Raw genomic sequence first — 26,900 nt, 5'->3', positions numbered from 1 at the left:
ACTTCCGTACCGTGCCGACGACATGGGTCCGCGTCAGGGTGAATCGCGTTTTCCGGTTCCGAGTGGCGTCAATGCATTTCAGCGTTGCAGCCGTCCCGTGCCACCGTGGGAAGAGAAGAAGGGCCGTCGATGACTCAGATGCAGGAGCAGGAGACCGCGGACGAGACAGCCCGGGCGGTGGACGCGGCATCCCGTGGTTGCCCGGAGTACCGGGCCAACCCCCACCCCCTCTACCAGCACCTGCGGGAGAACGCTCCCGTCTGCCGCATCACCCCGCCGCACGGTGTGGACTCGTACCTGATCACGCGGTTCGAGGACGCGAAGGCCGCCCTGGCCGACCCGAGGATCAGCAAGGACATGTACGCGGCCATCGACGCCTACCGGTCCATCTTCGGCGACTCCTCCATCGCCCTGGACGACAACATGCTGTTCGCCGACCCGCCGAAGCACACGCGGCTGCGCCGGCTCGTCAACCGTGCCTTCGTGCCCCGCCGTATCGAGGCGCTGCGCCCACGGATCCAGGAGCTCACCGACACGCTGCTCGACAACTGCTCCACCCTGCAGCCCGTCGACCTGCTGTCGGCCTTCGCCTTCCCGCTGCCCCTGCAGGTGATCTGCGAGCTCATCGGCGTCCCCGAGGAGGAGCGGCAGGAGGTCCAGAAGTGGTGCAGCGTCGTCGCGCGGACCGGTTTCAGCAAGAAGGACAAGGATCGCCTGGCCGAGGCGGAGAACACTCTCCGGGAGTACTTCGAGGTCCTGATCGCCCGTAAGCGCAAGGCCCCTGAGGACGATCTGCTCAGCGTCCTCATCCAGACGCAGGACGAGCAGGAGTCGCTGACGGACGGTGAGTTGCTGTCCACGCTGTGGGTGCTGCTGTTCGCGGGCCACAAGACGACCGCCTACCTCATCGGCAACGCCGTCTACACCCTGCTCACCCATCCCGAGCAGCTCAGGCAGGTGATCGACTCACCCGACCTCCTCCCGAACGCGATCGAGGAGATCATCCGCTTCGAGGGCTCGGTCGAGAACGCGACCTTCCGCCACGCCCTCGAGGACATCACCATCGCGGGGACGCTCATTCCCAAGGGTTCGCTGGTGCAGATCGCGGTCACCTCGGCCAACCGGGACGCCGCTGCCTTCGAGAGCCCCGACACCTTCGACGTCGCCCGGCCGGGTGTGCAGAGCAACCACCTGGGCTTCGGTACGGGGCCGCACTACTGCCTCGGCGCGCCGCTGGCGAGGATGGAGATGCAGATCGCCCTGGCCTCGCTCTTCCGCCGCTTCCCGAAACTCACCCTGGCCCTGCCGGCGGACGAGGCCCGGTGGCTCACCGTCCCCTTCCCCGCGTTCCGGGGCCTGACGGAGCTGCCCGTCGTCCTGGACCCCTCCCAGATGCTGGACCACGGGGCCGGGATGGCCGACATCGCGTGACATCACGGGCGTAGCCCGCGACCCCGGCGAAGCGCGCTGCTGGTACGGCCGGCGCGACGCCGGGGTCGCGGCGCGTTCGAGACGTCGTTCGTCCACATCAGGCAGGGCTGGCGATGTCGCGGAGCCGGGGCGTCGCGTCGCGGGGATCGGGTCCGACCCGCCGACCCTCTGAGGCGGCGCGGCTCAGGCAGCCAGGGCCTGGCCGGCCCTGGTCGCGGTGTGCCGGTCCGCTCGGAACCGTAAGCTGCCCGGCCCTGGCCACACCACCAGCGGCGGTGGATTCCACTGCGAACGCGGCGGTGTCGTGATCGGTGCCCACGTTGACCCAGTCGGTGTTCGCCGCGACATCGTAGATCCCCGGCGGGGGCTGCCTTGCCCGGCTGCGGGTCGGCGAAGTCATGGACGTTCACCGGCACCGGATCAGCCGCAGGCCGCCACTGGCAGCCGCTGTTCTTGAACTCGCCGACGAGCTCCTTCTTCTTGGTGTCCACGCTGATCACCGGCTGGCCGGCGTCCCGGTGATCGCGGGCCTGCTCGTTGAGACAGCGGAACTGGGCATCCCGGTCCGGATGCTCGCTTCCCTCGATGGTCTTGGCGTTGGCCTGCAGGCTGCAGTCTTCCTCCCGCAGCAGGTCGGCGACGGTGTCCGCACTGACCTCGTGCCCGGCCCGAGCCAGCTCCCGCGCGAGGTTGCGGGTCGACTTGACCGTCCACCGAAGTGGCGACATCGGATCATCGCGCTCGTCCGGCTCGACCAGCGCCAGCAGTGCCGGCCGCAGCCCCGGATCGAGATCTGCGACCCTCTTGCGGCCTCCGCCTCACCCGCCCCAGAGGCTCCTCACCGGTCTCCAGTTCGAACACGCCCTTGCGGACCGTCGTCTCGCTCACCGAGGCCGCCCGCGCAACGGCCCGAGCACCGCCGTGTCCCAGGACACGGGCCTCCGCGGCCATCAGCAGCCTCGCTGCCGCCCGGCTCGTCGGCACCCAGGTCGGCCCGGATCGCCGGGGCGGCGATCTGCGCGACGGCGACGTTGAGCAACTGCACGAATGTCGCGCTCAGCACGACCGGCAGGATGAGCCGCCCGTCGCCACCGGCCGAGAGCCGTCCCCCGCTCAAGGACGGGGAACCTTTCATGGGCCGATGCCGGCTCACGGCGCGAGGACCGCGGCGAGCTCGGCCGGCCGGGCGGCGAACGGGCTATGGCTGCCGGGCAGGGTACGCACGGTGAACGGGTTGCCGGGGAAGGCCCGGTCGGCTTCCGCGATCATCAGGTCCTGCGCGGCCGGTGCCAGTGCCCGATCCTCGGCGCAGCGCAGGAAAGTTCGGGGAATTCGTCCCCATCGTGCCGCGGTCAAGGTGACCGGAGCCGTCGGGATCGCCAGGGGCAGATCGGGGCTCAGCGCGGACCGCCACCGGTCGAACCGGTCCAGGGGGGTGTCGTGGTAGTGGGTTTCCCGCAGTTCGTCGAGGTAGGCAGGGTCCGGCGAGAGCGGATTGATCCGTACGGCGCCCAGGGCCTCGGGGTCGCCGAGGGTCAGGTTCTGGCCCAGCGCGGAGGCGTTCTCGGGTGATCCCAGATAGTCGAAGAACCGTGGCCGCCCGCCCGGGACGAAAGCGGACAGGTAGACGATCTGGTCCACCAATTCGGGCGCCCGCTCCGCGGCCAGGGACGCGGGACCCCCGCCCGCGCTGTGCGCGACGAGCACGACAGTGCGGTGGTGACGCACCTGGTGCAGGACGCCCAGTACTGCCTCGGCGCAGTCGTCCATCGTCAAGGTGGCGAGCTGGGACTTCTCGGTCAGCAGGCCCGGCTGGCCGGGCAGCAGGTACCCGGTGGGCAGGGGTGCGTCGAAGCCGTGCCCCGGCATGTCGACGGCCACGCTTGCGGCGCCGAGTCCGGCCAGGGCGCGCTGCGTCGCCGCCCACTGTCCGGAGCTGTGCCAGGCGCCGTGCACGAAGACGAAGACGGTGTCGGTCGGAGGGACGTTCTTCATGGCTCCATTCCAGACAGAAACCACGGCGCCATCCATTCATAGATCTGATAAGTGGCATGGCGATATCTTTGAGGTATCGCCACCGGCGGCCGGTGGGACGGAGGGCGGGTTATGGAAGCGCGACACCTGCGGTACGCGATTGCTCTCGCCGCGCACGAACACTTCGGCCGGGCGGCCGCCGAGCTGGGTATCGCGCAGCCGCCGCTGTCCAAGCAGATCGCCGACCTGGAGCGCGAGGTCGGGGCCCGGCTCTTCGACCGCACACGTCAGGGGGTGTTCCCGACCGCCGCCGGCGAGGCGTTCCTCGCGCGGGCGCGCCGGGCGCTCGACGAGATCGCGGCGGCCACGGTCGACGCGGGCCGGGCCGCGCGCGGCGAGACGGGACGTCTGCGCCTCGGCTTCATCGCCTCAGCACTGCTCGACCCGCTGCCGGGCGTCCTGAGCCGGTTCGGCCGTGAACGGCCCGATGTGAGACTGGAACTGCACGAGATGGCAACCAGCCGCAGCGGCCCAGCTCTCGTCGCCGGGGAGCTGGACGTGGCCCTCACCCTCGGCGCTCCACGGGGTGCCGGAGCCGAGCATCTCGTGTCCGTTCCCGTCGGACACGACCACGTGATCGCCGTGGTGAGTACGGTGCACCCGTTCGCGGGTCAACAAGCGGTAAGCGCCGATCAGTTGCGTCGACAGCCGCTGATCGTTTCGGCCGGCGAGGACGAGCCCGCTGTGGTCGCCGGGCTGCGCACCCTGCTGGGCGCGGACTCATCGGCTCTCGGCGGCGCGACCGTCGCGAGGGACGTCCACACGATCATCGGCCTCGCCGCCTCAGGCGTGGGCGTCGGCCTGGGGCCGTCCCGCATGAGGGCGGTCCCGCGCCCGGGAGTGCGGTTCTGTGACGTGACCCCGCGCTCACCCCTGCCCGATCTCGTCCTGTCCTTCGCGGCCCGCAATCACTCCCCGGTGCTGCGCGCCTTCCTCGACACCATCCGGAAGAACTGCCCCGACGTCGGTGCCGCGCTCGACGACCGTCTCCGGCCCCACACCTGATTCGGGCCGATCTTCCCTTTGCATGCGGGTGTCCGGCCTTCCGGCAGGGGTCGGCCTCGGCGTGAGGCGCACGGCGTACACGAGCGAGTCTCAGAACAATGCGTCGGCCCGCAGCCCGCCACCGTCACCGCTTGCCGCAGTCACCGAAGAGGCTGAGCGCAGACCTGACGCGGCTTCCAGGCTTCGGGGCTTGCGCCGGGGCGTCCGCGAAGTCCCCGGATGGGCGTGTCCGCGTCCAGCAGTGGCAGGAGTTGGGTGCTGTCGTGGCGGCAGCTGAGGTGAGCGTGACGGCGAGCGGTGTTCCGTGGCGGTCGACGGCGTAGTTCGCCCAGCATGCGAACACCGGTCCCCAGCACGCGGCCCTTACTGCTCATGTCTGAGTGAAGTTCATAGGCGGCGGAGGCATATGAGGCTGCAGGCCAGTTCGAGCAGGCATCCCGCCGGGCGGGCCAACATCCTGCTCGGCTGCCGCTCACGATGCTGGGGGCCGGCCGCCCCCGCAGTGGAAGGTCTTGGGTTTGGCGGCGGTGGGGTCATGCGGAACTGGTAGGCGACTGCGTCTTCTCCTGGCCCCAGTGGGACTCGTGGGCGAGGGGTCAGCTCAGCAACGCGGCCGGGGAGTTCACCGGCGAGTATCGGCGGCGCGGTGGCGAAGGTGGTGAGCCCAACTCCAGCTCGAGTCCGACAGCTGGCCTTCGAGGCGTGGCGTGGGACCAGATCGCGCAAGCGCGGCACGCAAAATATGACGTCGCGCGGGTGGGTAAATATCTGTGCCCGCGGGCTGAGATTTAAAAGGGGCGTGCGGATAGATTCTCTGCCGCAATAAAACAGGTGGCGTTCTTCACCGCACACTGGCTTCTGCGGCGTGCTACTGTCGTCCTCAGTTGCAGTTGTGGTTCCCGAAACTTCAAGTGCTCCGGTCGGTTCTGTGCCGCTGGGAGCGCTTTTGTATTTCCGGTATTTTTCCGGGCGGGGTGATCATCGCGGCGACACGGAGTCCGCACGGTGCGGGCTCCGATGCACTGCCCCAAAGGAGAAATAACATGGCTGCTGGTACCGTGAAGTGGTTCAACGCGGAAAAGGGCTTCGGCTTCATCGAGCAGGACGGTGGCGGCGCCGACGTGTTCGCCCACTACTCGAACATCGCCGCCCAGGGCTTCCGCGAGCTGCTCGAGGGCCAGAAGGTGAACTTCGACATCGCGCAGGGTCAGAAGGGCCCGACGGCCGAGAACATCGTTCTCGCCTGACGCTGACTGTCGCATACTTGTAGCTGGGGCCCGCATCCCTCGGGGTGCGGGCCCCAGCTACATGCATTTCCCACAGTTTTGTGGACGACACCCAGGAATCCGTAGGCTCACCGGACGGATCTTCCTGCAGGGGTGCAGACGCACCCTCTCCCAGCGCAGTGGGCGCTTCGCATACTGAGCCCACACCGCGCCACTTATTTCAGCGCTTGCGAATCTGGCGACGGATAATCCGTGCGAGTGCAAGCTGCCACCCCACGGCCAATTCTTGCAATTCCCCGTGCCGCTCATTGCTGCGGGAATTCCTTGAGATGTGCCGCATCGAGGAAGGTTCCGCATGAACCGCACACGCACGAACGACCGCTACGCCCGCACCCGTAACGGCAGTGACGACTCCGGAAAGGGTGGCAGCCGCTTCGGCTCGTCGGCCCCGCGCCGGTCGGCCGGCCCGATCCGCTCCGGCGGTTACGGCCGCCGGCCCGCCGCGCTTCAGGGGGAGTTCGCTCTCCCCGCGACGACGACTCCTGCGCTTCCCGCCGTGGAGAGCTTCGCTGATCTGGACATGCCACGGGAGTTGCTGGCCGCGCTCGGCTCGCAGGGCGTGACCGTGCCGTTCCCGATCCAGGCCGCGACCCTGCCGAACTCCCTCGCGGGCCGGGACGTGTTGGGCCGTGGCCGCACCGGTTCCGGCAAGACCCTCGCCTTCGGGCTCGCGCTGCTGGCCCGGACCGCCGGGCGGCGCGCCGAGGCCCGGCAGCCGCTGGGGCTGGTCCTCGTACCGACGCGTGAGCTGGCGCAGCAGGTCACCGACGCGCTCGCCCCGTACGCCCGTTCCGTGAAGCTGCGGCTGGCCACGGTCGTGGGCGGCATGTCGATCGGCCGGCAGGCGAGCGCGCTGCGCGGTGGCGCCGAGGTGGTCGTCGCCACGCCGGGGCGTCTCAAGGACCTCATCGACCGGGGCGAATGCCGGCTGGACCAGGTCTGTGTCACCGTCCTCGACGAGGCCGACCAGATGGCCGACATGGGGTTCATGCCCCAGGTCACGGCCCTCCTCGACCAGGTACGCCCGGACGGTCAGCGCATGCTGTTCTCCGCGACGCTCGACCGCAACGTCGACCTGCTGGTGCGCCGCTACCTCAGCGATCCCGTGGTGCACTCCGTCGACCCCTCGGCCGGAGCGGTCACGACGATGGAGCACCACGTGCTGCACGTCCACGGCGCCGACAAGCACGCGGCCACCACCGAGATCGCCGCCCGCGACGGCCGCGTGATCATGTTCCTCGACACCAAGCACGCCGTCGACCGCCTCACCGAGCACCTGCTGAGCAGCGGGGTACGGGCCGCGGCCCTGCACGGTGGGAAGTCGCAGCCGCAGCGCACCCGCACCCTGGCGCAGTTCAAGACCGGGCACGTCAACGTGCTGGTGGCGACCAATGTCGCGGCACGCGGCATCCACGTCGACAACCTCGACCTCGTCGTCAACGTCGATCCTCCGACCGACCACAAGGACTACCTCCACCGCGGCGGCCGCACCGCCCGCGCGGGCGAGTCCGGCAGCGTCGTCACCCTCGTCACCCCGAGCCAGCGCCGCGGCATGACCCGCCTCATGTCGGACGCCGGAATCCGGCCGCAGACCACCCAGGTCCGCTCCGGCGACGAGACCCTCAGCCGGATCACCGGAGCCCAAGCCCCGACCGGCATCCCGGTCGTCATCACCGCACCGGTCGCCGAACGCCCCAAGAAGCGCGGTGCCACCTCCCGGGGCCGACGCCGCCCCTCCTCGGCTCCCCGCCGCGCCCCCGCACTCCAGTCCACCGCCGGTGCGGCCGCATAGAAACGTCTTGGTCAGAAATCCGTCCGTCTGCGCAGGAGGCACCCTTTGATGCTGGGAACGTTGGACACTCGCTCCGTGAGCGCTCGCCCCGTGCGAGGCACGGTGGTCGACGTCGTGAACGCGGCCGGGCCGCAGGTCTGGTACGACATGACCGTCGAGGTGGCGCTGTCCGTCATGGCCGCCGCACGTACGCAGTATCTGCTCGTCTGCGACGAGGACGGCCAGTGTGTCGGCCTGGTCACCCAGTCCCAGCTCACCGCCGTTCGGGACAGCATCGGATACACCGACCGGGTCCGCCTCGGCGACATCACCCACAGCAGCGAGCCCTCCGTCTCACCGTGGGCCGCGGGGGAAAGAGCCGAGAACGGGGTGCCTTTCGGGCGGCTCGGGCCCGTGCCCGTGGTCGACGAACGCGGCAACGCCCTGGGCGTCCTCGCTCGCTCCCGCTGAACCACCGGCCCGTCCCGTCTCCTCTCCTGCCTGTGAGGCATCATGCGCTGTGTCATCGCCCGCTTCCCGTTCGACCTGACCAAGAGCGGCGTGCTGGAATCGATGAATGGCATCAAACCCGAACCCGTCACCGGCGAGTCCGTGATCATCGGACGACGCCACTACCCCGCCAAGCAGGTCGGCCAGGTCATCACCCGCCAGGACCGCCGCGACTTCAGCACCGGCGAAGTCCTGAGGGCCATGGCCCGACTCGGCTTCACCTGCCGCACCCGGCCCGAGGCCGTCCCGACCCGCATCGAAAGCCCCTTGCAGCGGGCCTCCGCGATGCTCGGGACACCCCTGGCCGCCTGACCGACGCGGACAGGCCCGCCCAAGCAGCGGTGAGGGCCCGGCCAGCGCGCGCTGGCCGGGCCCTCACCGCATGTCGCACTCCCCCGATCGGTGCGCGAGTAGGGCGAGAGCACCGTGACGCAGGGGCGATTCCCGCTGCGGGGGTCAGTAGACGGCGAGGGAGATGGCGATGTAGTGCGCGGTGAAGGCTGCCACGGTCAGAGCGTGGAACACCTCGTGGAAACCGAACCAGCAGGGCGAGGGGTTGGGGCGTCGGACGGCGTACACCACCGCTCCCGCGCTGTAGAGGAGACCGCCGACCACTATCAGGGTGACTACGGCCGCTCCGCCGGTGTGCAGGAAGTCGGGCAGGTAACGCACCGGTGCCCACCCCAGAGCCAGGTAGCAGGGGGTGTACAGCCAGCGGGGAGCACTGACCCACAGGACACGAAAGGCGATGCCGGCCAGCGCACCCGCCCACACGATCCACAGCAGCAGAGCCTGCCGGTCAGAGGGAAGGAGCACGGCCAAAGGGGTGCAGGTTCCGGCGATGATCAGGAAGATGTTGGCGTGGTCGAGGCGACGCAGAACGGCCTCGCCCAGCGGCCCCCAGGTGCCCAGGTGGTAGACCGCGCTCGTCCCGAACAACAGCAACGCGGTCACGGCGTACACGGTGCACGCCACAACCGCCTGCTCGGTCCGCGCCAGACAGATCAGAACGATGCCGGCACTCAACGAGGCAGGGACCATCACGGCGTGCAACCAGCCACGCAGCTTCGGCTTGACCGGCTCGACCAGGTCCGCCGCCCACCCGGCCAGATCGGCAACAGGACGAGAACTCTCCCCGCCATCGCCACGGTGTGATCCGCCGGAGAGACCGCCTACGGCGTCCCCCGCCGCAACTCCCCGTACCGTCTCGGCCCCATGGATATCATCGAAAACCATCCGATCATGCTAGAGGCCTGCCGGAAAAGCCGCCTTGCCGAAGGTCGAGCTCCCACCGCCAGACCAGGAGCGCCAGGCGGGGTCAGCACTGCCATCAGAATGCGCCGGCCCCGGGGGCCTACCACCCTGGGGCCCGTCAAAGCCGTGTAAGCCGACTGGCCGACGAGGTCTCCTCGGCCGCCTTCCGCGAACCCGTTCTTCACCACCTGCTCTCCACCCGGCAACGCGCACCGGCCATGGGGCGGACGACGCGACAGTTCTCGTGGCAGCCAGCAGGCGCACCAGGCGGCGGGACGCGGCGCCGACGTCTCACCCTGAGTGGCCTCGACCTCGTCGCAGAGACCGCTACCGCGCCTCCTCCCCAGGCGATGACGCGTGAGGACGATACGGGACACCTGCGCTCATGTGGGTCAACCTTCCGGCATCTCGGCCCACACCCGGGCGGCCATTGCCTCGGCCTCGTCCTGCGGTGTCCCCGCACGCACCAAGATGATCCCTCGAGACTGGTCCGGGAACGTGACCTCCCGCATTGCCGTACCCAACGGGCCCGTCGGATCGTCCGACATGGCGCCTCCCTTCGGCGGCTGCCGCCCACGTTAGAGAGGTGCGGCCCAAAAGACGAGGACCCTCATCCAGACGGGCGACAGCCCTGGGTCGCAGACAGCATGGGATCACCTGCCATCTGACGGAGCACCCTGCAATACGTTTCCGGGAAGGACGGTCCCGCCAGCCTTCTTTCCCCCATGGAACTCACCATGGCCAACGCTTCCGGGCTGCGGGACGATCTCTGGTGAACCTTCGCGCTCCTCTTGGGCATTGCCGGCCAATTCCGGTGGGGACGCTCACCCGCTGGGACCACCGTGTGGCTGCGTGCCCGTGGCCGGTCGCGTTCGTTAGAGCCTGCGGTCGTCTAGGCAAGCAGCGTAGGAGTGTCGCGGCGTGGAAGTCGTGGATGTACACCATCACTATGGCAAGAGGCTGGTGCTGCGGGGTGTCGACTTCACCCTGCCTGCCGGATCGTTGACCGGGGTGGTGGGGGAGAACGGTGCGGGCAAGTCCACCCTGCTGAAGATTCTCGCTGGGGAGTTGCGCCCCTCACGGGGCAGTGTTCGTCACGGTGGCCGGTTCGGCTACTGCCCGCAGCAGGTAGTGGTGAACGATGCACTGACGGTGCGGCAGCATTTGACGTTCTTCCAGGCGGCATTCCGTCTCGACAGCCTTGGCTATGCGAGGGAGGTCATGGATGTGCTCGGTTTCGCCGAATACCTGGACGAGCGGGCCGGCGTGCTCAGCGGAGGGACGCGGCAGAAGCTGAACGTGACGTTGGCGTTGATGCACGACCCGCAGGTGCTGCTGTTGGATGAGCCCTATCAGGGCTTCGACTGGGACACCTACCTGCGGTTCTGGGAGCTCGCATCCCGGTTGCGCGAGCGGGGGCGTTCAGTTCTGGTGGTCTCTCATCTCGCCTACGACACCGAGCGCTTGGACGAATTGTGGCGCCTGAACGGCGGTCGTCTCCAGGCGCAGGGGAGGGAAGCGGCATGAGAGCGCAGATGATGCTGCTCGGCACGGCCACGCGGTACGCGGTGGCCGAGCACGCCCGTAACCGATTCGCCGCGGTGCTCATCGCGGTCTTCCTTCCCGTGTGGACGCTTCTGGCGTACGTGTCGATGCCGGACAGGCCGGTGCGGGTGCGACTGCAGACCACGGGAGAGCTCCTGGCGCCTCATGGCAACGAGCTCACCGCGGTCAGCGGTGCGCTGAACGCGGTCACCTTGATCACCGGGTTCTTGATGTTCGCCGCGACGTTCAACGGCAGCTTGTTCGATCGGCGCCTTGTGATGGCCGGCTATCCACGACCTCATCTGGTCGCGGCGAAGTTGGCCGGCCTCGCTCTCGCGTCCGCTCTGGTGGCCGCCTACGCGACAGCGGTCATGTACCTGGCCTGGGCTCCGCGTCAGCCGGCCCTGCTCGCCGCAGCCCTCTTCAGCGCCGGGCTGACCTACGGCGTACTCGGAGTCGGCTTCGGCGCGTTGCTGCGCAAGGAAGTGGAAGGCATGTTCGCCATCGTGATGACCAGTGTCGTCGACATCGCGCTACAGAACCCCATCTCCAGTTCCAGCGCAGACAGCGCTATCACGCACTACCTGCCTTCCTACGGCGCCATGCAGGCAGCCACCGCAGCAGCCTTCTCCAGCACATCCGCCCCCGGGCACCTGCTCATCGAGCTGACCTGGTTCGCTGCGGCAGCGCTGTTGGGCCTGCTGACCTTCCAGTGGCGCACCCGCAGCGCCCTGTCTTCCACTCCGGTGTTCGACGCGCCAGAGCCGGGCCCTGCCGCGCGGCGGACGCTGCCAGGCAGCTGACGCACCCGTCCAGCCCTGGGATCACCGGCACAACCTCGCTGCTCTGCTCTCGTTGTGATCAGTATGCGCTCCACCACTTCAGGCAGGCAGCGACCTGCCCCCCTGCGAACTGGTCACCGCTCGACGAGGTCGTTAGCGGGGGTGGCCGGTGACGACCCGGCGCTACAGGCGGCGTACCGGCTCTGCCAGACCCTGACCAAGCAACAGGACCCGGCGGAATACGCGCTGATCCAACTGGTGCCTGCGGTGCTCCGCCCGGCCTGCTGGGCGCTGTGGACGGCGGCCAACGCCCTCGACGACCTTGCTGACGACCGCACGGCCGAATCCGGGGAACGAGCGGCACGGGTCGGGGCATGGATCAGTGCCCTGGACCGTGACCTGGCAACCGGGACAAGCACAGACCCTGTCCGCCTGGCCCTGGTGGACACCGCCTGGCGCTGGCGCCTGGACCTCTCAGGGCTGCACAACGCCATGACGCTGGTCCAGCACGACGCCCACGGCAGGCGGTTCACCGACTGGAGCAGCTGGCGCGCCTGGGGCCGCGGCACCCTGCTGCCCTGGTTCGAACAGGTCCGCGACCTCTTCGACAGGGCCGGCGTGGCGGTGGCACTCCGCCTGGACAGGCAGGACGTCTACGAGCAGTTCCTCGACGGAGTCCGGCTCACCGACATTCTCACCGACCTGTCCGCCGACCTCGCCCAGGGGGACCTTCTCCTGCCCGGTCAGATCCTCGATCAGTTCCCGGGATCAGCCGACGACCTGGCGCAGCGGCGCTGGAGTCCCTCCACCGCCGACCTGATCACCGACCTGACCCGGCTTGCCCGCCGATGGGTGACCCAGCCTGCCCTCGCCCGAGGAATGCACCCCGGCCTCGCAACCGTCCTCGACACCATGGCCGACCTGCTGCGCGCACAGCTCGACGCCGTGAGCGCCGCCGGTCCCGCCCTCTTTCATGCCCCGCCCAGGCCCGCCTTCGTCACCATCGCACGCCTCCTCGCCCCGGCTCGGGCGCGCGCCGCTCTCGCCTGGAGCCTGACCGAGGTGACCGTGCCACCGCCACGCCGTCCCCGGCACGACACTGTGGTCACACAGCGTCCGCGCGCGCAGCGCCCGGCCTTTCGCAGCCCGCCACCACACCCCAGCGGTGAGCGAGCACCAAAGATTCCAGTCGACCAGATGCCCACCCACGTCGCCGTGATCATGGACGGCAACGGCCGGTGGGCACAGCAACGCGGCCTGCCCCGGCACGAAGGCCACCGGATCGGCCGCTCCGCCGCCTACGAGATGGTCTACGGTGCTCTGGAGATCGGCCTGCGGCACCTGACCCTCTACACCTTCTCCACCGAGAACTGGAAGCGCGACGGCGAAGAGATCGGCACCATCCTCGCCGTTCTGCGCCAAGAGCTGCGCGAGTACCCTCTCGAGGATCTTGATGTCCGAGTGCGCTGGCACGGCCGCCCGGACAGGCTGCCTCAGGACGTGATCGACCTCATGAGGATGCGTGAGAGCAGCACACATGACCGCACCGGCCTGACACTGACCACGTGCATCGATTACGGCGGCCGGGACGAGATCACCCGTACCGCTGCCGCCCTCGCCCGCCGGGTACGAAGCGGTCAGCTTGATCCCGACCTGATCAGTGAAACGGACGTCGCGCGGCACCTTCCCCTGCCAGACATGCCGGATGTCGATCTGGTGTGGCGCACTGGCAATGAGCAGCGCATCTCCAACTTCCTGCCCTGGCATACCGCCTACGCCGAGCTGTACTTCACCGCCGACTACTGGCCCGAGACTGACCGGCGCCACCTGTGGCAGGCCATCTCCGAGTACACCCGCCGACAGCGCCGCCACGGTGCCCCCTCCCTCCCGGCAGTGGTGTCTCATGAGCCACAACAACCCTGATCGCGGTGCCCCAGGCGGTCGTGTCGCTCCAGGCCCTGGTATGCGCTCATCCAGCTGACGCCGCCGCGTCTACCGCCCGAGCCCAGCGTGCGCCTCACCGCCATGCTCACATCCCTGGCAACCCCCCAGTTCAGCCACGCGCTCGTGGCCTGACATCGCCGGCGGGGACCTGTGATGGGACTCGGCATCTCCGGTCGGCCAACGCGCAGCTTCGGCTCTGTACTCAAGTCCGGCGGCACCGCGCCAGGAAGCTACGGACTCATCCCACATCTCCGATCGATCCGGGACACTTCTGAATGACTGAGAAGTTGCCACTCAAGCCACTGTCCGCCCCCGCCGTCATGCCGATCATGGCGGGTCGTTTCCTCTGGGGCCCCCGCTACATGGAGCGCCACTTCGCCCGACACGGCGCGATCGTCCCCGACTGGTTGCCGGGTGTCAGAGCTGTATGGCTGCGTGATCCACGTCTGATCGAACAAGTGCTGCGCAGCTCCGGAGTGGAGCACCACACGACTGGCCGTCTTTTGGGGCGCGTGATGGGTTCCACGGCGATGCTGAACCAGCTGAGCGGCGCACAGCACCATGCGGTAAGCCGGCTGATGATCCCCACCCTGCGCGGTGACGCCCTGTCCGGCAACCGGGCTGCCATCGCCGTCGCAGCACAGCGGATGGCGAATGCCTGCCCTGTGGGGACGCCCTTCCGACTGCTCCCCTTGCTGGACACAGCTGTCGCCGAGGCCAACGTCAGAGCGTGCCTCAGTGTCGACGATCCTCGCCTTCTGCACACCTGGGTCAAGGCCATCGCTCGGCTCCGCCAGAGCACCGTCCGTCCTGCTGTGATGGCCTACGCGGTGGGCGTGCTGCCCTGGTGGCCTACGGGGCACAGGGCTTGGAATGCCTGCCTTCATCTGGTGCGCGAGGAAGTTGCCCGGCGACGTCGCACTGGCACGATTCACAACGATGTCCTGGGCATATTGCTGGCATCTGACAGCGAGGAACTGAGCGACGAGGTGCTGTGCGACCAGATCGTCTTCTACCTGTTGGCTGCCCAGGCTCCCGCCCTTGCGGCAGCCTGGGTCATCGAGCGCGCCACGCGCACACCGCACGTGTGGCAACGGCTGGTCGATGAAGCATCCGGACAGGATGACAGCGCTCCCTACACAGACGCGGTCATCCGCGAAGCACTGCGTCTGCGACCGCCGGTCACAGCCATCCCCTGGCTGCTGCGCGAGCCATGCGACATCGGCGGATACCACGTGCCGGCCGGGACGTTCGCCGTAGCGAGCCTATGGGATCTGCATCGAAACCCCGATCTGTATCCCGAGCCGGAGGAGTTCCGTCCCGAACGGTTCCTCGGGAACCGGCCCCCTCGCGGCGCCTGGCTGCCCTTCGGGTCTGGCCCGCACGCTTGCATCGGCGGTCAACTGGCCTTCATCCAAGTCACCGTGCTGGTGCACACACTCATCCGCCGTGGGCAGCTCCTGCCGGTGACGCGACAAGATGAGGGAATCGGCCACCGCGCCAGCACGGAGCCCTACCCCGCCCAGGGCTGCCGGGTCACCCTGCACCCTGTTCGAAGACGTCATCCGCAGGGCACGGCCCGCAGGTGACCGGGTTCCTCACGACCTCGATCACCCACTTCATCGAGCAGATCCTCACCCAGGAACACGAGCCCGTCGGAGCCGTCTTGCACCACCTGCATGACGTCGCCTTGGCCCAGGCCCTCGATCTTCGACAAGGAGCGGTACACCTGGGCACCGTCACCGTCGCAGCAACCATCGCCTGGCTCCGGACATGATCGGTGGGACAGGACCTAACCCTGGCCGCGCCGCACGAGGGCGGCCGCCGCCCCGCCGTCCTGACCGAGAACGAGGACCCGGAGTGGTCGCGGCGGGTCCGCACCTTCCTGTGCGGCCGGGCATGGAGCGTCGTACTAGGCGTGTGCGGGCCAGGGGGCCAGGCCCGGGGGTCGGGCCCGCACACCGGCGCCCTACACGGTGCCCGAGGCCGCGATCGTGGCCACCTGTGAGGGCTTGCCGGCCTGCGAGCCCAGGCCCTCGCTGTGTGGACAGCACGAGCTTGTCGTCCACCTCGCGCCGGAGCAGCGGCTTGACGCCCGCCTTCGGCCGATCCTCGCGGACACCACGGCACCTACGGCAACGCCCTGAGCGCCCGCGCTCTCACCGGCCCCGAGAGCCGGGAGCCGCGCCCAGGGGCGGCCGGCTGGACCGCTCAACGGGCCGCGCATCTTCACACCGTTCACGCCCTGCGCGGCAGCCCGGGGCGCCCACCCAGTTCGCCCCCGTAGGCGCCTGCGTCGTCGCCGGACTGATCGTCCTCGCCGACCGGCTGTCCTCCCGGATCGACTGGGTCCGCGCACGCCAATGGCAACGATGCGACCCGCGCATCAAGGGTTTCCAGGAGTTTCACCCGCTCCTCTTTCACCACCACGCGCTCGTCACTTTCGGTAATCAGAGTGATACCTTTCGTGACGATCAGGGTTCGGGAGAGACGGAAGTGGCAGGTGGACAACGAATGCATGGGACACAACGCGCGACGCGGGTGCTCGGAGCGTGCGCGGCGGCGCTGGCGCTGGCGCTGACGGCGCCGGGTACGGCACAGGCAGCCTCTGGCGTGCTGTTCATCGACAGGGCGCCCCACCACGACCCGTCGGGTTGCTACCCGCTGGGGGATTTCGCGCCCTCCGAGATTGCCAACTTCACCGACGGGGTGGCCTCTGTATGGTCAGGGCCCCTCTGCAACGGGCGGGTGACGCAGGAGGTTTCGCCGGGGGAGGTGGCGTTGGGGCGCGGCAGGAGCGTGTACATCGCCTGACGGCCCGGTGCTGGCCCCCCATCGCTGCACGGCGGTCGGGGCCCAGCACCGCGACAGCCCGACAGACTCCAACCGGCCGCCGCGGGCTCCTGCCCGGGCCCACTGGATGGCTCTCGGTTCATGAGCAGGCCCCGGGGTGACTGACACCTGTTCTCGTGCACACCGCCTGTTCGCGCGAGCGTGCGGCCCCCAAGCTCACGTCGAAACGACGTCGCAACTCGCGTACATGGCCAGACCCGCTCGCCTCGAGAGCGTTGAAGAACAAACCGGGGCGTGCCCGACAACGAATCTAAGGAAAGCCGATGAAGCGCAAGGCCATCACGCAGATCAGAGCAGCCGCTATGGTCGCCGTACCGTCTCTGGTCTTCTTGGCTGCCGTGAGCACTACTGGCACGGCACAGGCAGCGCCCCTTGACCCGCACCCGGGGGGCAAGCCGATCAGCCACAGCGGCGTGAGAGTCAATTTCTGGCAGGGAATCTCGCTCACTGACGAGTCAGGTGACTTCTGATTCGTCAGAGCTGTTTCTGAATCGGTCGGGCCGAACGGGCTGGGTGGTGGTATCCGTACGGCCGGTCGGAGAGGACAAACAGCCGTCTCGATCTGAATAGTCCGTCCGGGCGACAGGCTTGCTTCCTAAGCGGGGTCCAGTGGTCCAAGCAGCCACACGCCGGTGGAGGTGGGCTCCTCGTTGAAGTAGAACTCACGGATTGCCTCGAGCATGTCGTCCCGGCTGATCAGCCCGTCGGCGTCCCGGTCGAGGCGGCCGAAGACCTCGCGAGCGTCCGCTTCCGGCAGCCCCATCAGGGCGCCGGACCAGCGAACCTGCTCATCCCGGGTCAGTTTCCCGTCGCCGTCCTCGTCCGCGATGTCCATCAGCGCATCGAGGAACGGCATGTACCCGGCGTCGAAGGAAGCGGGCGTGACCAGCAATCCGGCGGCGAACGCCGCCTGGTACTCGGCGAGGCTGATGCGTCCATCGACGTCGGTGTCCGCGGCCCGTGACAAGTGCTGCCACAGGCCGTCGCTCAGCTCCCGCATGTGCTTGAGCGCGGGGGCTTCGGGCGCAAGCCTGAATGCGGCGGCGAGGCGGTCGCAGGCCGACTCGAAGTCGGCACGGTCGATAGAGCCGTCACCGTTGGTGTCGAAGGTGGCGAAGCGGCGCGCGAGCTTGCGCTGCAGGAACGGCGAGATGTCCATGCCCGACACCCTGCCAGATGGAACACGCGGCTACGGCAGGTAAGGGGCGCCTCCGTCAGATGACGTACGCAGTCACGGAACCCGAGTAGAGCCTGCCGGCCGACCCCTGGTGTCACGAGCGCGCGGGCCAGGGGACCTACCAGCTGATCAGCATCACGCCGCCGCTGGCGCCACTGGCCATGCCGAACAGGACCACCTGTGTGCCCGGGCGTATCGGGAAGGAAGCGAGAACAACGCCGGGGTGCCGCCGACGCTGCGTCGTCCCCGCAGCCCGGTCGAGGTATCCCTTGCCACTCTTACGTCACTCCCGAGGATTGGCAGACGGCTCGCGCCGCCTGGTGCGCCACCACGCAGTGAGCAACGACCAGGAACAAGCGCAGTTGTGGCCCCACCCTCGGAATTGCCTGCAAGCCCTCCCCCGCCGGACGGCTCACGCCTTGGGGCCCGCGGCGGTACACCACGCGGGCGCCGGCCACCAACCGTTGCCGGCGGGCCGTCCGCGCGTACGACCCGATCCGGGCCGTCTGCGAGGCTGCAGCTACTCGCTCGGGTGAAGACGGTGGGATCGGAGAGTCTCCCTGGACTGCCCCACCAGGCGAGTCGAACCGCGGTCCGGCGGATCGGTCACCGGTTGCCGCTGGTCGTCGCGGATGTCCGCTCCAGGGGCAGGGGCCATGCGGCGGGGGAGGTGGCCGAGGGCGAGCAGGGTGAAGACGTCGGCGAGAGCGGGGACGGTGAAACGGAACGGGCGGGGTCCGATCGAGGTGGGGCCAACAGGACGGCGACCCGAGCGACACCTGCGCGGACATCCCTGCGGACGTGTGCGCCCACAGCTCCTTCAACGCCCGCGCATACGCGGCCTCTTCGCCGACGGCGGCCCACCGCCGCCGGCAAGGACCTCGCGCAGCGGAGCAGTGAACTCCTCCACCTCACCGGGAACCAGCCCCAGACCACGACGATCGACCAGGTCGTCCACACAGCAGACGAACACCGCCCACCGGGCCGTCAGCGCCACGTTCTGGCTGCCGGCCCGCGGCAGAGCCCCTTCGGCGAGCACGTCGAGCCTCATTGCGGCAAGCCGCCGCTCCTCACCCTCGTCTGCCACCAGCCCCATCGCCCGCGCCCACTGCAGCACCGCCCCGGGCCCGGCAGCCACCGAGAGCGGCTGCGCATCGTCCATACCCTCACGGTGACCCCGCCGAGCCCTCCGGGGGAGGGCCACAGACCGAATTAACCCGTTCGGATGAGCGTTCGTCTGCCCCTCCCGGCGCGGCGACAGGCCAGGCCCTCTGATAGTGGCCGGACCCGGCTCTCTTGCCGACACGCCGGACTCGGCCCGGGTGACCCACCCCGAGACCAGCCGGTACCGCGTCACCCGCCGCGACACCGACCTGGGCATCCAGGACATCACCGCTCTGATCCTCGTGGCCGCCCTGCCCACGCCCCCAGCGGCTCGAGTCAGCTCATCGGACGGGCTCCCGCGGTTCCTTCAAGGAGCCGCGGGAGCCCGTCCGGTCCTGCGCCCGTTCCCTCGGCGGAAACCCAGCCCGCTACTGCGGCACCGGTGTCTCACCGGAGACGGCGACGCCTGCCCGGCGGAAGTCCTCCAGGGTCGATGCTGTGGTGTCCGGGGCGACGCCGACCGAGTAGTCCAGGAGCACGCGGGCGCGGAACCCGGCCTTGACGGCATCCAACGCGGTCGCGCGGACGCAGTGGTCGGTGGCGATGCCCACCACATCCACGTCTTCCACCCCCCGCGAGCGCAGCCACTCCGCCAGGGAGGTGCCGTGTTCGTCGGAGCCTTCGAAGCCGCTCTTGGAGGCGCTGTGGGCCCCCTTGAAGAAGACGGCGTCCACCTTGCCGCCCGTGGCCGTGGAAGCGAAGTTCGGATGGAACTCGCCGCCCTCGCCTCCGGCCACGCAGTGGACGGGGAAGCTGTCCTTGAAGTCCGGGTTCTCGGAGAAGTGGCTGCCCGGGTCGATGTGGTGGTCCCGGGTGGCCACGACGTACTGATAGTCAGCCCCCGCACCGCGCTCGACCAGATCGGCAACAGCGGTCGCGATGCGCGTCCCGCCCCTGACCGGGACACTGCCTCCCTCACAGAAATCGTTCTGCACATCCACGACGATCAAGCCACGGCTCATGGCGCACACCCTTCGCAACGACGAAACGACCCTGGTGTTCTACGGGCTTCTCACCTCCGCCGGAAGGCATGGCGGGTCCACCTCACCCGCCCGGCTCACGACATTCACCGCAGGAACGATTCACGATGTTTGCCCGGCACCGCCGGCGCCGGGCAAGTCCCTGGGGGTGGCAGCCGCTCCGGGCTGCCGCCTGGTCACCGACTCCGCAAGCTCCCCCACGAACCCCTCATCCCCTCCTCAAACCCCACTCCCCTGCCATCCCGAATCATCCAAACGCACACCACCAGAAGCGACAACAGCAGCAGAAACAGGAGCCGCCAGCGAAGAACCGACCCCCGACGAAAGAAACGCAACACACCCAACCGGCGACGAGACACCGGCCTCAGGGAAGGCGACACCCTCCCCCGGCGAGGACAAGTCCGACGACGAGACACCCGACACCGACGAGGAGGCGCCGGCCACGGCGGCCGAAGCCGCCACCACACCCGCCCCCGCCACCACACCCGCCACGACCACCCGCACAACCGACCAACCCACCAACGACATCCCCACGACCCCCCTCCCACCCAGCCACCCGAACACCCCCCACCCTCCCCCGCCCCAACCCACCTATAGAAGACCACAACACCAGGCCAAACCGGCCCTGACCTACACAGGCCGAACAACCAGGCAGCAGGGACGAAGAGTCGGCAGCCCTGAGTAGGGTGGCGTCATGTACACACGGGGGCGCAGGCTCAGGTTCGTAGTGGTGTCCGGGGTGGTCGTGCTTGCCTTGACCGGGTTTTCGTCGAGTCGTGGGCACGGGAGCAGGAGCCATCACAGCAGCGGTGGTGGGTGCAGCAACTCCAGCCAGGATCACGACAGTTCGTCCGCTTCGGGCAGTGGTGGCTCGTACGGCACCGGCACGCCCGGCAGGAACAGCGACCGCGGTACGTACCGTTCGCGGCCCACCAGCCGCTCCTCCCCCACGGCGTCCGCCCGGCCCCTCAAGGACGGCACCGCCGTGCTCAAGCACTGCGCGAGCGCCGAAGACCCCTACACGAATGTCGAGGTCAGGAATCCGAACGCGCGTGACGGGCTCTTCACCGTGAAGGTGAGCTTCCAGGACGAGAGCGGGTTCACGATGGCCGACACCACCGACCAGGTGTCGGTCCCGGCGAAGGGCACGGCAAGCCTCCGCGTGTTCGGTGGCCGCGCAGGAGACGTGTCCCGGATCGGCCACTGTGAAGTGCAGCGGCGGGCCAGCGCCGACGAGTGACGGTTTTCTTCGGAGACCGGTACAACCATCCGTATGCGTCGCCAGTCAGACCAGTCAGGAGCAACAAGCTCCTACAGCCACAAAGGGGGAAATATGCGATTCAACCGTACTGCCCTCACTGTCGGTGCTCTGGCCGCGCTCGCGCTCGGGGCCAGCACCGCGATGGCCGCGCCGGCGTCCGCCGCGCCCAACACCACTCCGCAGAAGGTCTGCGGGAGCAGCTACCGCACCGTCAACTCCGCGGCCGTCGGCTCGCTCGGGACCGTCTACCTGACCTACAACGCGTCCAACGGCAAGAACTGTGTGACCACCATCCGCAACAGCCCCGGCACCGCCGTCGACATGTCGGCCTGGCTCTACGTCGCCGACACCGACCAGGGCGACGACGACTACGGCAGCTTCACCTCGTACGCCGGTCCGACCTACGTCTACGGCAAGGGGCACTGCGTCGACTGGGGCGGGCAGATCAAGAACGTGTACGTCCAGATCTCCGGCTCCAACTGCGCGTCCCTGAAGGAGAAGCGGGTCACCTACACCCGCTGATCCCCGGCAACGCACGATGACGGCTCGCTCTGACGGAAGCTCAAAAATCCGCCAGAGCGAGTCTTCATGTGAGCGGTGGCTCCAAGTCAGCACTTCACGCGCAAGGAGTGCAGGTACGCGCTCGAGCGGCGGGCGAAGCTCAGCGAGTCCGGCGGGCTGTCGTGCTCCGTCTGCCAGTGGTGGGCCAGGCGCTGGCCGCGCAGGTGGCTCACGGTGGAGATGAAGCGCTGGTAGTCGATGTCACCGTCGCCGACGTCCGTCATGCGGTAGCCGAACTCGTTCGTGGGGTCGCTCACGCCGTCCTTGACGTGGAAGAGCGGGTAGCGGTGGGGGTGCGCGAGGACGTAGTCCAGCGGGTCGAAGGGGGCGGGCGTGCCGTCGGGGCGCTTGGAGAAGCGGAACTGACCCGCGTAGGCCCAGTAGATGTCCATCTCCAGATGGACGAGGTCGGGGTCGGTCTCCGCCAGCAGGACGTCGTAGAGGCGGACCTTGGGGTCGTCGGCGGCGAAGGCGAACTCGTCGGAGTGGTTGTGCTGGTAGAACTTCATGCCGCGTGCCCTGGCCGCCGCGCCGTAGGTGTTGAACTCCTCGGCGGCGCGCTTCCAGGCGTCGACGGTCGAGCCGTAGCGGAACGGGCCGGATGCGGTGCCTATGTGCTTGAGGCCGAGGGCCTGGGCGTCGTCCAGGACCTTCTCGAGGTTCTGGGCGAAGGTGTAGGCGTTCGGGTCGTCGGAGTAGTAGCCGACGTGGCTGCCGATCGGTGTCAGGCCGTGGTCCCTGGCCAGGCGCCTGAGGCGCGCCAGGGTGATGGGGCCGGCCGAACCCTGGGCGTAGCCGGCGAACTCGATCTCGTCGTACCCGTACTTCTCCAGTTCGGCGAAGACGGGGGCGAAGCCGAGGGTGCCGACCTTGTCGCGCAGGCTGTAGAGCTGGATGCCCAGGCGGCCGGGGGGCAGGACGGGACGGCCCCGGCCGGTGACGGGCGCGGGGGCGGTGGTCGCGGCCGAGGCAGGACCGGCCGTACCCAGCAAGGCGGCGGCCGTGGCGCCGGCGGCGACGCCCAGCATGCCCCTTCTGGTGAGGCGGTGGGTCAGTTCGGGGTCATTGTGCGAAATGCGGCTCATGCGGGAACTCCGGGGTGTGGGAGGGCGTTGTCAGTGGTGAGTGCTTCACTGGGGACCAGGCACACGTGACGGGTCTCATGACGCTCGTCAGGTGAGGCCGGCGAGTCGGAGCAGGAGTGATTTCACATCGGTGGCCGCGACGCGGTCGCCGACGGCACGGGGGGTGGAGCAGATGAGGAGCGGACCGTCGTCGTCGCTCGCGGGAAGGCGGCCGTGGCTGCCCCGGATAGGTGACGGGTCCAGGGGTACGACCGCCATCCGGTAGCGCAGGCCGAGCTTCTTGCGGGCCAGCGCGGCCGCCGCCTTGACCTTGACGTAGGGGTCGAGGGGGTCCATGAAGAGTTCGACCGGGTCGTAGCCGGGTTTGCGGTGGATCTCGACGAGCCGTGCGAAGTCGGGTGCGCGGGCGTCGTCGAGCCAGTAGTAGTACGTGAACCAGGCGTCCGGCTCCGCCACGGCGACGAGTTCGCCCGCGCGCGGATGATCGAGCTGGTGGGCCTTCTTGCCCTCCTCGTCCAGGAGTTGGGCGATGCCGGGCAGGCCGGTGAGGGCGGCGCGGGTGGCGTCGAGGTCTTCGGGGCGGCGTACGTAGACGTGGGCGATCTGGTGGTCGGCGACCGCGAAGGCCCGTGAGGCCATCGGGTCCAGGTACTCCATGCCGTCCTGCTCGTGCACCTCCAGCAGGCCGGCGCGGCGCAGAGCGCGGTTGATGTCCACGGGCCGGTCCACGCGCGTGATGCCGTACTCGGACAGGACGACGACGGTACGGCCCTCCGCGCGGGCGTCGGTCAGGAGGGGTGCGGCCGCGGCGTCCAGGTCGGCGGCCGCCTTGAGGGAGCGCGCGTCGTCGGGGCCGTAGCGCTGGAGGTCGTAGTCGAGGTGGGGGAGGTAGCAGAGGGTCAGGTCGGGGCGGCGGGTGCGCTGGATGTGGCGGGTCGCGTCGATGATCCAGCGGCTGGAGGCGAGGCCGGCTCCGGGGCCCCAGAACTGGAAGAGGGGGAACGTGCCGAACTCGGCGGTCAGTTCGTCGTGCAGCTCGGGAGGGCGGGTGTAGCAGTCGGGTTCCTTGCGGCCGTCGGCGTAGTAGACGGGACGGGGGGTGACGGTGAAGTCGGTGTCGGCGCCCATGGCGTACCACCAGCAGATGTTGGCCACGGTGTAGCCGGGGTGGGTGCGGCGGGCGGCGTCCCAGAGTTTGTCGCCGGCGACCAGACCGTTGTGCTGGCGCCACAGCAGGACGTCACCCAGCTCACGGAAGTACCAGCCGTTGCCGACGATGCCGTGCTCGTCGGGCGTGGTGCCGGTCAGGAAGGTGGACTGGGCGGCGCAGGTGACGGCGGGCAGGACCGTGCCGAGGTGGGCGCGGGAGCCCTGGTCCGCGAGTGCGCGCAGGTGGGGCGTGTGAGCGAGGAGGCGGGGGGTGAGACCGACGACGTCCAGGACGAGCAGCGGGGTCGGGCGGCCTGGCGCGGGCCGGGGCGGGGCCGCCGGGTGGTCGGTCATGGCAGCTCCTTGAGGCCGAGGTCGGTGAGCAGGTCTCTGGCGAGGGAGAGTTCGGCGGCTATGCCGTCGGTGAGCTGGGCGCGGGTGCGGGGCCGTAGTTCCGTGGGGAGGGCGTGCCAGGTGTAGGTCTCGACCTCCAGGTGGCGGGTGAGGGGGTGCGGGCCGCCGACGAGCCGGGTCAGGGCGGTGGCGAGGACGGGGAGGGTTGAGGTGAGGGGCGCGGCGGGGGCCGCGTGCAGGGGGACGTGGACGTGGGTGCGCCACGGGGTGGAGTCGGGCAGGGCGCCGTTCTGGAGGGCCTCGCCCAGGTCGTCGGTGCCCTGTCGGCCCGTGGCGGTGAGGGTGCGGGTCTGGTGCAGGAAGCGGGGCTCGTCGAACGCGGTGAGGGCTTCGCGGACGTCCGGGCGGTGGGGGTGCTCGGCGTGGAGTGCGGCGGAGAGCTGGGATTTGACGATGGGGACGCCTGCGTGGGCGACGGCGTCCAGGGCGGTGCCGGGGTCTTCGAAGGAGGTGGCGAGGTGGCAGGTGTCCACGCAGATGCCGATGCGGGGGTGGGCGATGTCGGTGAGGGGGGTGCGGGCGTCGGCGGTGGTCTCGATGACGCAGCCGGGTTCGGGTTCGAGGCCGATGCGGAGGGAGCGGCCGGTGAGCTCCGCGAGGGCGTCGAGGCGGTCGCCGAGCGTGCGCAGGGCGGTCAGGGCCGTCTCCATGCGGGCGGGTGTGGCGACGGTGCGCCAGGCGAGCGGCAGGGTGGAGATGCTGCCTTCCACGATGTCGTCGGGGAGGAGGCCGGCGAGGATGCGGGCGAGGGCCGTGGTGTGGCGCAGGCGTTCGGGGTCGGCCCAGTCGGGTTTGTACACGCGGTACTTGACCTGCTGGGAGCCGAAGCCTTCGTACGGGAAGCCGTTGAGGGTGACGACCTCCAGGCCGCGCCGGTCGAGTTCGGCGCGGAGGGCGGCCAGTGCGCAGGGGTCGTTCTCCAGGGCGAGGGCGGCGTCCTTGGCGAGCCAGAGTCCGATGCCGAGGCGGTCGCGGCCCAGGCGGCGCCGAATGGGCTCGCAGTGGTCGCGGAGCTGGGCGACGACGGCTTCGAGGGTCTCGGCGGGGTGGACGTTGGTGCAGTAGGCGAGATGGACGAGGGAGCCGTCGGGGTGGCGGAAGCGCACGGGTCACTCCTGTCCGGCGGGGGCGGCTTCCTTGGGGGCGCCGCGCAGGATGGTGTTGCCCTCGTGGGTGGCGTCGGTCGCGGCGACGTCCAGGTCCAGCCGTCCGCTGAGGCCGTAGAAGGCGACGGGGTTGCGCCACAGGACGCGGTCGACGTCGTCCTCGGTGAAGCCCTCGGCCAGCATCAGGTCGGCCACCTTGCGGGTCTTCAGGGGGTCGCTCCTCCCCCAGTCGGCGGCGGAGTTGATCAGGACCTGTTCGGGGCCGTGGGCGCGGAGGACGGCGACCATGCGCTCCTCGTCCATCTTGGTGTCGGGATAGACGGAGAAGCCGAGCCAGCAGCCGCTGTCCTTGGCCTCCTTGACGGTGGTCTCGTTGAGGTGGTCGAGCAGGACGCGTTCCGGGGCGAGCGCGGACTCCCGGACGGCGTCCAGGGTGCGGCGCAGGCCGGCGGCCTTGTCGCGGTGGGGGGTGTGGACGAGGGCGGGCAGGCCGTGGTCGGCGGCGAGCTGGAGCTGGGCGGCGAGCGCGGTGTCCTCGGCCGGGGTCATCGAGTCGTAGCCGATCTCGCCCACGGCGACGACACGGTCCTTGACGAGATAGCGGGGCAGTTCGTCCAGGACGGGCGTGCAGCGGGGGTCGTTGGCCTCCTTGGGGTTGAGGGCGAGGGTGCAGTGGTGGGCGATGCCGTACTGGGCGGCGCGGAAGGGTTCCCAGCCCAGGAGGGAGTCGAAGTAGTCGAGGAAGGAGGCGGTGGAGGTGCGGGGCTGGCCGAGCCAGAAGGCGGGCTCGACCACGGCGCGGACGCCCGCCGTACGCATGGCCTCGTAGTCGTCGGTGGTGCGCGAGGTCATGTGGATGTGGGGGTCGAAGAGGCGCATCAGGACTCCTTGCCGTGGGAGGCGCCACCCTCGGGCGCGGGGCGCGGCGGGGCTGCGCCGGGGTCGGTCAGGGCCAGGACGTGGTGCAGGTCTGCGGGGACGGAGCGGCCCGCGGCGGTGCGTTCGGCGGCGAAGTCGGCCAGCATGCGGGCGAGTTCGGCGTCGCCGTGCGCGCGGGCGGCCAGTTGGGCGACGCCGGTCACGGGCACGCCGGTGAACAGGCACTTCAGGATCGCGTGCCGCCAGAGGTGGGCGCTCAGATGGCGGGCGGCGTAGGGGCCGAGGGCGGCGGTGAGGAGGCGGGTGTCGTTGGTGCGGAGGGCGTCCTCGACGAGGGGGAGGGCTTCGGGGCCCGGTACGAGGTGGGGCAGGGCGTGCAGGACGGCTCGGCGTTCGTCGGCGGTGCCTCGGTGGTAGACGCGGGTGAGGTCGGCGGGGGTGGGGTGGGCGGCTTGGAGGATGAGGACGCGGGCGGTGTCGGCGTGAGGGGGGCCGCAGCGGCGGGCGGCTTCGGCCAGGTGTAACTCCGTGGTGGGGGTGATGCCTTGGGCGGCGTCGGCCAGCACTCGGTCCAGCCAGTCTCGGGCGGGGGGTGTGAGATGGGGGCGCAGGTCATCCGGGAGGGGGCTCGTGTTGACGGGGGCCGGGGTGCTCGGGGCGGAGTGGGTCATGCGGTGGTCCCTTCCGTGGGGGCGGAGGGCTCGGGTGA

27 protein-coding genes and 2 pseudogenes are annotated in these 26,900 nt (G+C 69.4%); 14 read left to right on the top strand and 15 right to left on the bottom strand.

What is annotated here, in order from left to right; all coding sequences use genetic code 11:
- Nucleotides 1-129: 129 nt before the first annotated feature.
- Nucleotides 130-1,431, top strand: a complete 1,302-nt coding sequence (locus OG448_RS29880) for a cytochrome P450 (RefSeq protein WP_405558457.1) — start codon at nucleotides 130-132, stop codon at nucleotides 1,429-1,431.
- A 97-nt stretch (nucleotides 1,432-1,528) separates the two neighbouring features.
- Here OG448_RS29880 and OG448_RS29875 read toward each other — a convergent pair whose 3' ends face one another.
- From OG448_RS29875 to OG448_RS29865, 3 genes and pseudogenes are all read right to left on the bottom strand, one after another.
- On the bottom strand, nucleotides 1,529-1,831 hold the full coding sequence (locus OG448_RS29875; protein WP_405558455.1) for an ISAzo13-like element transposase-related protein: 303 nt from the start codon (nucleotides 1,829-1,831) through the stop codon (nucleotides 1,529-1,531).
- Nucleotides 1,725-2,159: pseudogene (locus tag OG448_RS29870) on the bottom strand (ISAzo13-like element transposase-related protein); the annotation flags it as partial. The pseudogene OG448_RS29870 and the gene OG448_RS29875, both read right to left, overlap by 107 nt.
- 421 nt (nucleotides 2,160-2,580) lie before the next feature.
- Entirely contained in the window at nucleotides 2,581-3,426 is an 846-nt protein-coding gene (locus OG448_RS29865; protein WP_405558454.1) for an alpha/beta hydrolase, read from the bottom strand.
- Between the two features lie 111 nt (nucleotides 3,427-3,537).
- Between OG448_RS29865 and OG448_RS29860 the strand changes: the two genes are divergently transcribed.
- Nucleotides 3,538-4,470, top strand: coding sequence for a LysR family transcriptional regulator (locus OG448_RS29860; protein WP_405558452.1), 933 nt, complete (start codon nucleotides 3,538-3,540; stop codon nucleotides 4,468-4,470).
- A gap of 162 nt (nucleotides 4,471-4,632) precedes the next feature.
- Here OG448_RS29860 and OG448_RS29855 read toward each other — a convergent pair.
- Nucleotides 4,633-4,786 (bottom strand): annotated as a pseudogene (locus OG448_RS29855) (IS5/IS1182 family transposase); the annotation flags it as partial.
- Nucleotides 4,787-5,513: 727 nt separating this feature from the next.
- Here OG448_RS29855 and OG448_RS29850 point away from each other — a divergent pair.
- The 4 genes from OG448_RS29850 to OG448_RS29835 all read left to right on the top strand — a co-directional run bounded on the left by OG448_RS29850 (nucleotide 5,514) and on the right by OG448_RS29835 (nucleotide 8,349).
- Nucleotides 5,514-5,717: a cold-shock protein gene (locus OG448_RS29850; RefSeq protein ID WP_030817331.1), complete on the top strand. Its 204-nt coding sequence runs from the start codon at nucleotides 5,514-5,516 to the stop codon at nucleotides 5,715-5,717.
- Between the two features lie 334 nt (nucleotides 5,718-6,051).
- Nucleotides 6,052-7,548: a DEAD/DEAH box helicase gene (locus tag OG448_RS29845; protein ID WP_405558450.1), complete on the top strand. Its 1,497-nt coding sequence runs from the start codon at nucleotides 6,052-6,054 to the stop codon at nucleotides 7,546-7,548.
- A gap of 48 nt (nucleotides 7,549-7,596) precedes the next feature.
- The gene (locus OG448_RS29840) at nucleotides 7,597-7,998 is read left to right on the top strand and encodes a CBS domain-containing protein (RefSeq protein ID WP_405558449.1); all 402 of its coding nucleotides are present in this window, start codon (nucleotides 7,597-7,599) and stop codon (nucleotides 7,996-7,998) included.
- A 42-nt stretch (nucleotides 7,999-8,040) separates the two neighbouring features.
- A complete protein-coding gene (locus OG448_RS29835) occupies nucleotides 8,041-8,349 on the top strand; it encodes an SCO5918 family protein (RefSeq protein WP_405558447.1) in 309 nt (102 codons plus the stop codon).
- Nucleotides 8,350-8,493: 144 nt separating this feature from the next.
- Here OG448_RS29835 and OG448_RS29830 read toward each other — a convergent pair whose 3' ends face one another.
- On the bottom strand, nucleotides 8,494-9,273 hold the full coding sequence (locus OG448_RS29830; protein ID WP_405558445.1) for a hemolysin III family protein: 780 nt from the start codon (nucleotides 9,271-9,273) through the stop codon (nucleotides 8,494-8,496).
- 410 nt (nucleotides 9,274-9,683) lie between these two features.
- A complete protein-coding gene (locus OG448_RS29825; RefSeq protein WP_171987478.1) occupies nucleotides 9,684-9,839 on the bottom strand; it encodes a hypothetical protein in 156 nt (51 codons plus the stop codon).
- Between the two features lie 373 nt (nucleotides 9,840-10,212).
- Here OG448_RS29825 and OG448_RS29820 point away from each other — a divergent pair, with 373 nt between their 5' ends.
- From OG448_RS29820 to OG448_RS29800, 5 genes are all read left to right on the top strand, one after another.
- Entirely contained in the window at nucleotides 10,213-10,818 is a 606-nt protein-coding gene (locus OG448_RS29820) for an ABC transporter ATP-binding protein (protein ID WP_405558443.1), read from the top strand.
- Complete coding sequence (locus OG448_RS29815; protein ID WP_405558441.1) at nucleotides 10,815-11,639, top strand: ABC transporter permease; 825 nt, start codon at nucleotides 10,815-10,817, stop codon at nucleotides 11,637-11,639. Before OG448_RS29820 ends, OG448_RS29815 begins: the two co-directional genes overlap by 4 nt.
- A 141-nt stretch (nucleotides 11,640-11,780) precedes the next feature.
- Nucleotides 11,781-13,541, top strand: a complete 1,761-nt coding sequence (gene uppS / locus OG448_RS29810) for a polyprenyl diphosphate synthase (protein WP_405558439.1) — start codon at nucleotides 11,781-11,783, stop codon at nucleotides 13,539-13,541.
- A gap of 296 nt (nucleotides 13,542-13,837) precedes the next feature.
- Nucleotides 13,838-15,151: a cytochrome P450 gene (locus tag OG448_RS29805; RefSeq protein WP_405558437.1), complete on the top strand. Its 1,314-nt coding sequence runs from the start codon at nucleotides 13,838-13,840 to the stop codon at nucleotides 15,149-15,151.
- Complete coding sequence (locus OG448_RS29800; RefSeq protein WP_405558436.1) at nucleotides 15,148-15,339, top strand: hypothetical protein; 192 nt, start codon at nucleotides 15,148-15,150, stop codon at nucleotides 15,337-15,339. The genes OG448_RS29805 and OG448_RS29800 overlap by 4 nt, the downstream gene beginning before the upstream one ends.
- A gap of 461 nt (nucleotides 15,340-15,800) precedes the next feature.
- Here OG448_RS29800 and OG448_RS29795 read toward each other — a convergent pair whose 3' ends face one another.
- A complete protein-coding gene (locus OG448_RS29795) occupies nucleotides 15,801-16,073 on the bottom strand; it encodes a hypothetical protein (protein ID WP_405558434.1) in 273 nt (90 codons plus the stop codon).
- A gap of 605 nt (nucleotides 16,074-16,678) precedes the next feature.
- Here OG448_RS29795 and OG448_RS29790 point away from each other — a divergent pair.
- Nucleotides 16,679-16,885, top strand: coding sequence for a hypothetical protein (locus tag OG448_RS29790; protein WP_405558432.1), 207 nt, complete (start codon nucleotides 16,679-16,681; stop codon nucleotides 16,883-16,885).
- 125 nt (nucleotides 16,886-17,010) lie between these two features.
- Here OG448_RS29790 and OG448_RS29785 read toward each other — a convergent pair whose 3' ends face one another.
- The 3 genes from OG448_RS29785 to OG448_RS29775 all read right to left on the bottom strand — a co-directional run bounded on the left by OG448_RS29785 (nucleotide 17,011) and on the right by OG448_RS29775 (nucleotide 19,718).
- Nucleotides 17,011-17,574: an EF-hand domain-containing protein gene (locus tag OG448_RS29785; protein WP_405558430.1), complete on the bottom strand. Its 564-nt coding sequence runs from the start codon at nucleotides 17,572-17,574 to the stop codon at nucleotides 17,011-17,013.
- Between the two features lie 838 nt (nucleotides 17,575-18,412).
- Nucleotides 18,413-18,754, bottom strand: a complete 342-nt coding sequence (locus OG448_RS29780; RefSeq protein ID WP_405558428.1) for a hypothetical protein — start codon at nucleotides 18,752-18,754, stop codon at nucleotides 18,413-18,415.
- 370 nt (nucleotides 18,755-19,124) lie between these two features.
- The gene (locus tag OG448_RS29775; RefSeq protein ID WP_405558426.1) at nucleotides 19,125-19,718 is read right to left on the bottom strand and encodes an isochorismatase family protein; all 594 of its coding nucleotides are present in this window, start codon (nucleotides 19,716-19,718) and stop codon (nucleotides 19,125-19,127) included.
- 757 nt (nucleotides 19,719-20,475) lie between these two features.
- Here OG448_RS29775 and OG448_RS29770 point away from each other — a divergent pair.
- Together OG448_RS29770 and OG448_RS29765 are read left to right on the top strand one after the other, a co-directional pair.
- Nucleotides 20,476-20,976, top strand: a complete 501-nt coding sequence (locus OG448_RS29770; protein WP_405558424.1) for a hypothetical protein — start codon at nucleotides 20,476-20,478, stop codon at nucleotides 20,974-20,976.
- Between the two features lie 93 nt (nucleotides 20,977-21,069).
- Nucleotides 21,070-21,519, top strand: coding sequence for a spore-associated protein (locus OG448_RS29765; protein ID WP_399569277.1), 450 nt, complete (start codon nucleotides 21,070-21,072; stop codon nucleotides 21,517-21,519).
- Nucleotides 21,520-21,605: 86 nt separating this feature from the next.
- Here OG448_RS29765 and OG448_RS29760 read toward each other — a convergent pair whose 3' ends face one another.
- The 5 genes from OG448_RS29760 to OG448_RS29740 all read right to left on the bottom strand — a co-directional run bounded on the left by OG448_RS29760 (nucleotide 21,606) and on the right by OG448_RS29740 (nucleotide 26,862).
- Entirely contained in the window at nucleotides 21,606-22,643 is a 1,038-nt protein-coding gene (locus OG448_RS29760; protein ID WP_405558423.1) for a sugar phosphate isomerase/epimerase family protein, read from the bottom strand.
- Between the two features lie 87 nt (nucleotides 22,644-22,730).
- Nucleotides 22,731-24,146, bottom strand: coding sequence for a nucleotide pyrophosphatase/phosphodiesterase family protein (locus tag OG448_RS29755; RefSeq protein WP_405558421.1), 1,416 nt, complete (start codon nucleotides 24,144-24,146; stop codon nucleotides 22,731-22,733).
- Nucleotides 24,143-25,312, bottom strand: a complete 1,170-nt coding sequence (eboE, locus tag OG448_RS29750) for a metabolite traffic protein EboE (RefSeq protein ID WP_405558419.1) — start codon at nucleotides 25,310-25,312, stop codon at nucleotides 24,143-24,145. Before eboE ends, OG448_RS29755 begins: the two co-directional genes overlap by 4 nt.
- A 3-nt stretch (nucleotides 25,313-25,315) precedes the next feature.
- Nucleotides 25,316-26,191 carry a TatD family hydrolase gene (locus tag OG448_RS29745; protein ID WP_405558417.1) on the bottom strand — a complete coding sequence of 292 codons (876 nt, stop codon included), beginning with the start codon at nucleotides 26,189-26,191 and terminating at the stop codon, nucleotides 25,316-25,318.
- The gene (locus OG448_RS29740) at nucleotides 26,191-26,862 is read right to left on the bottom strand and encodes an EboA domain-containing protein (protein WP_405558415.1); all 672 of its coding nucleotides are present in this window, start codon (nucleotides 26,860-26,862) and stop codon (nucleotides 26,191-26,193) included. The genes OG448_RS29745 and OG448_RS29740 overlap by 1 nt, the downstream gene beginning before the upstream one ends.
- Nucleotides 26,863-26,900: the final 38 nt, after the last annotated feature.

This window comes from Streptomyces sp. NBC_01171 (assembly GCF_045039805.1).
Taxonomy (GTDB): domain Bacteria; phylum Actinomycetota; class Actinomycetes; order Streptomycetales; family Streptomycetaceae; genus Streptomyces.
This window is presented reverse-complemented; position numbering and strand designations above follow the sequence as displayed.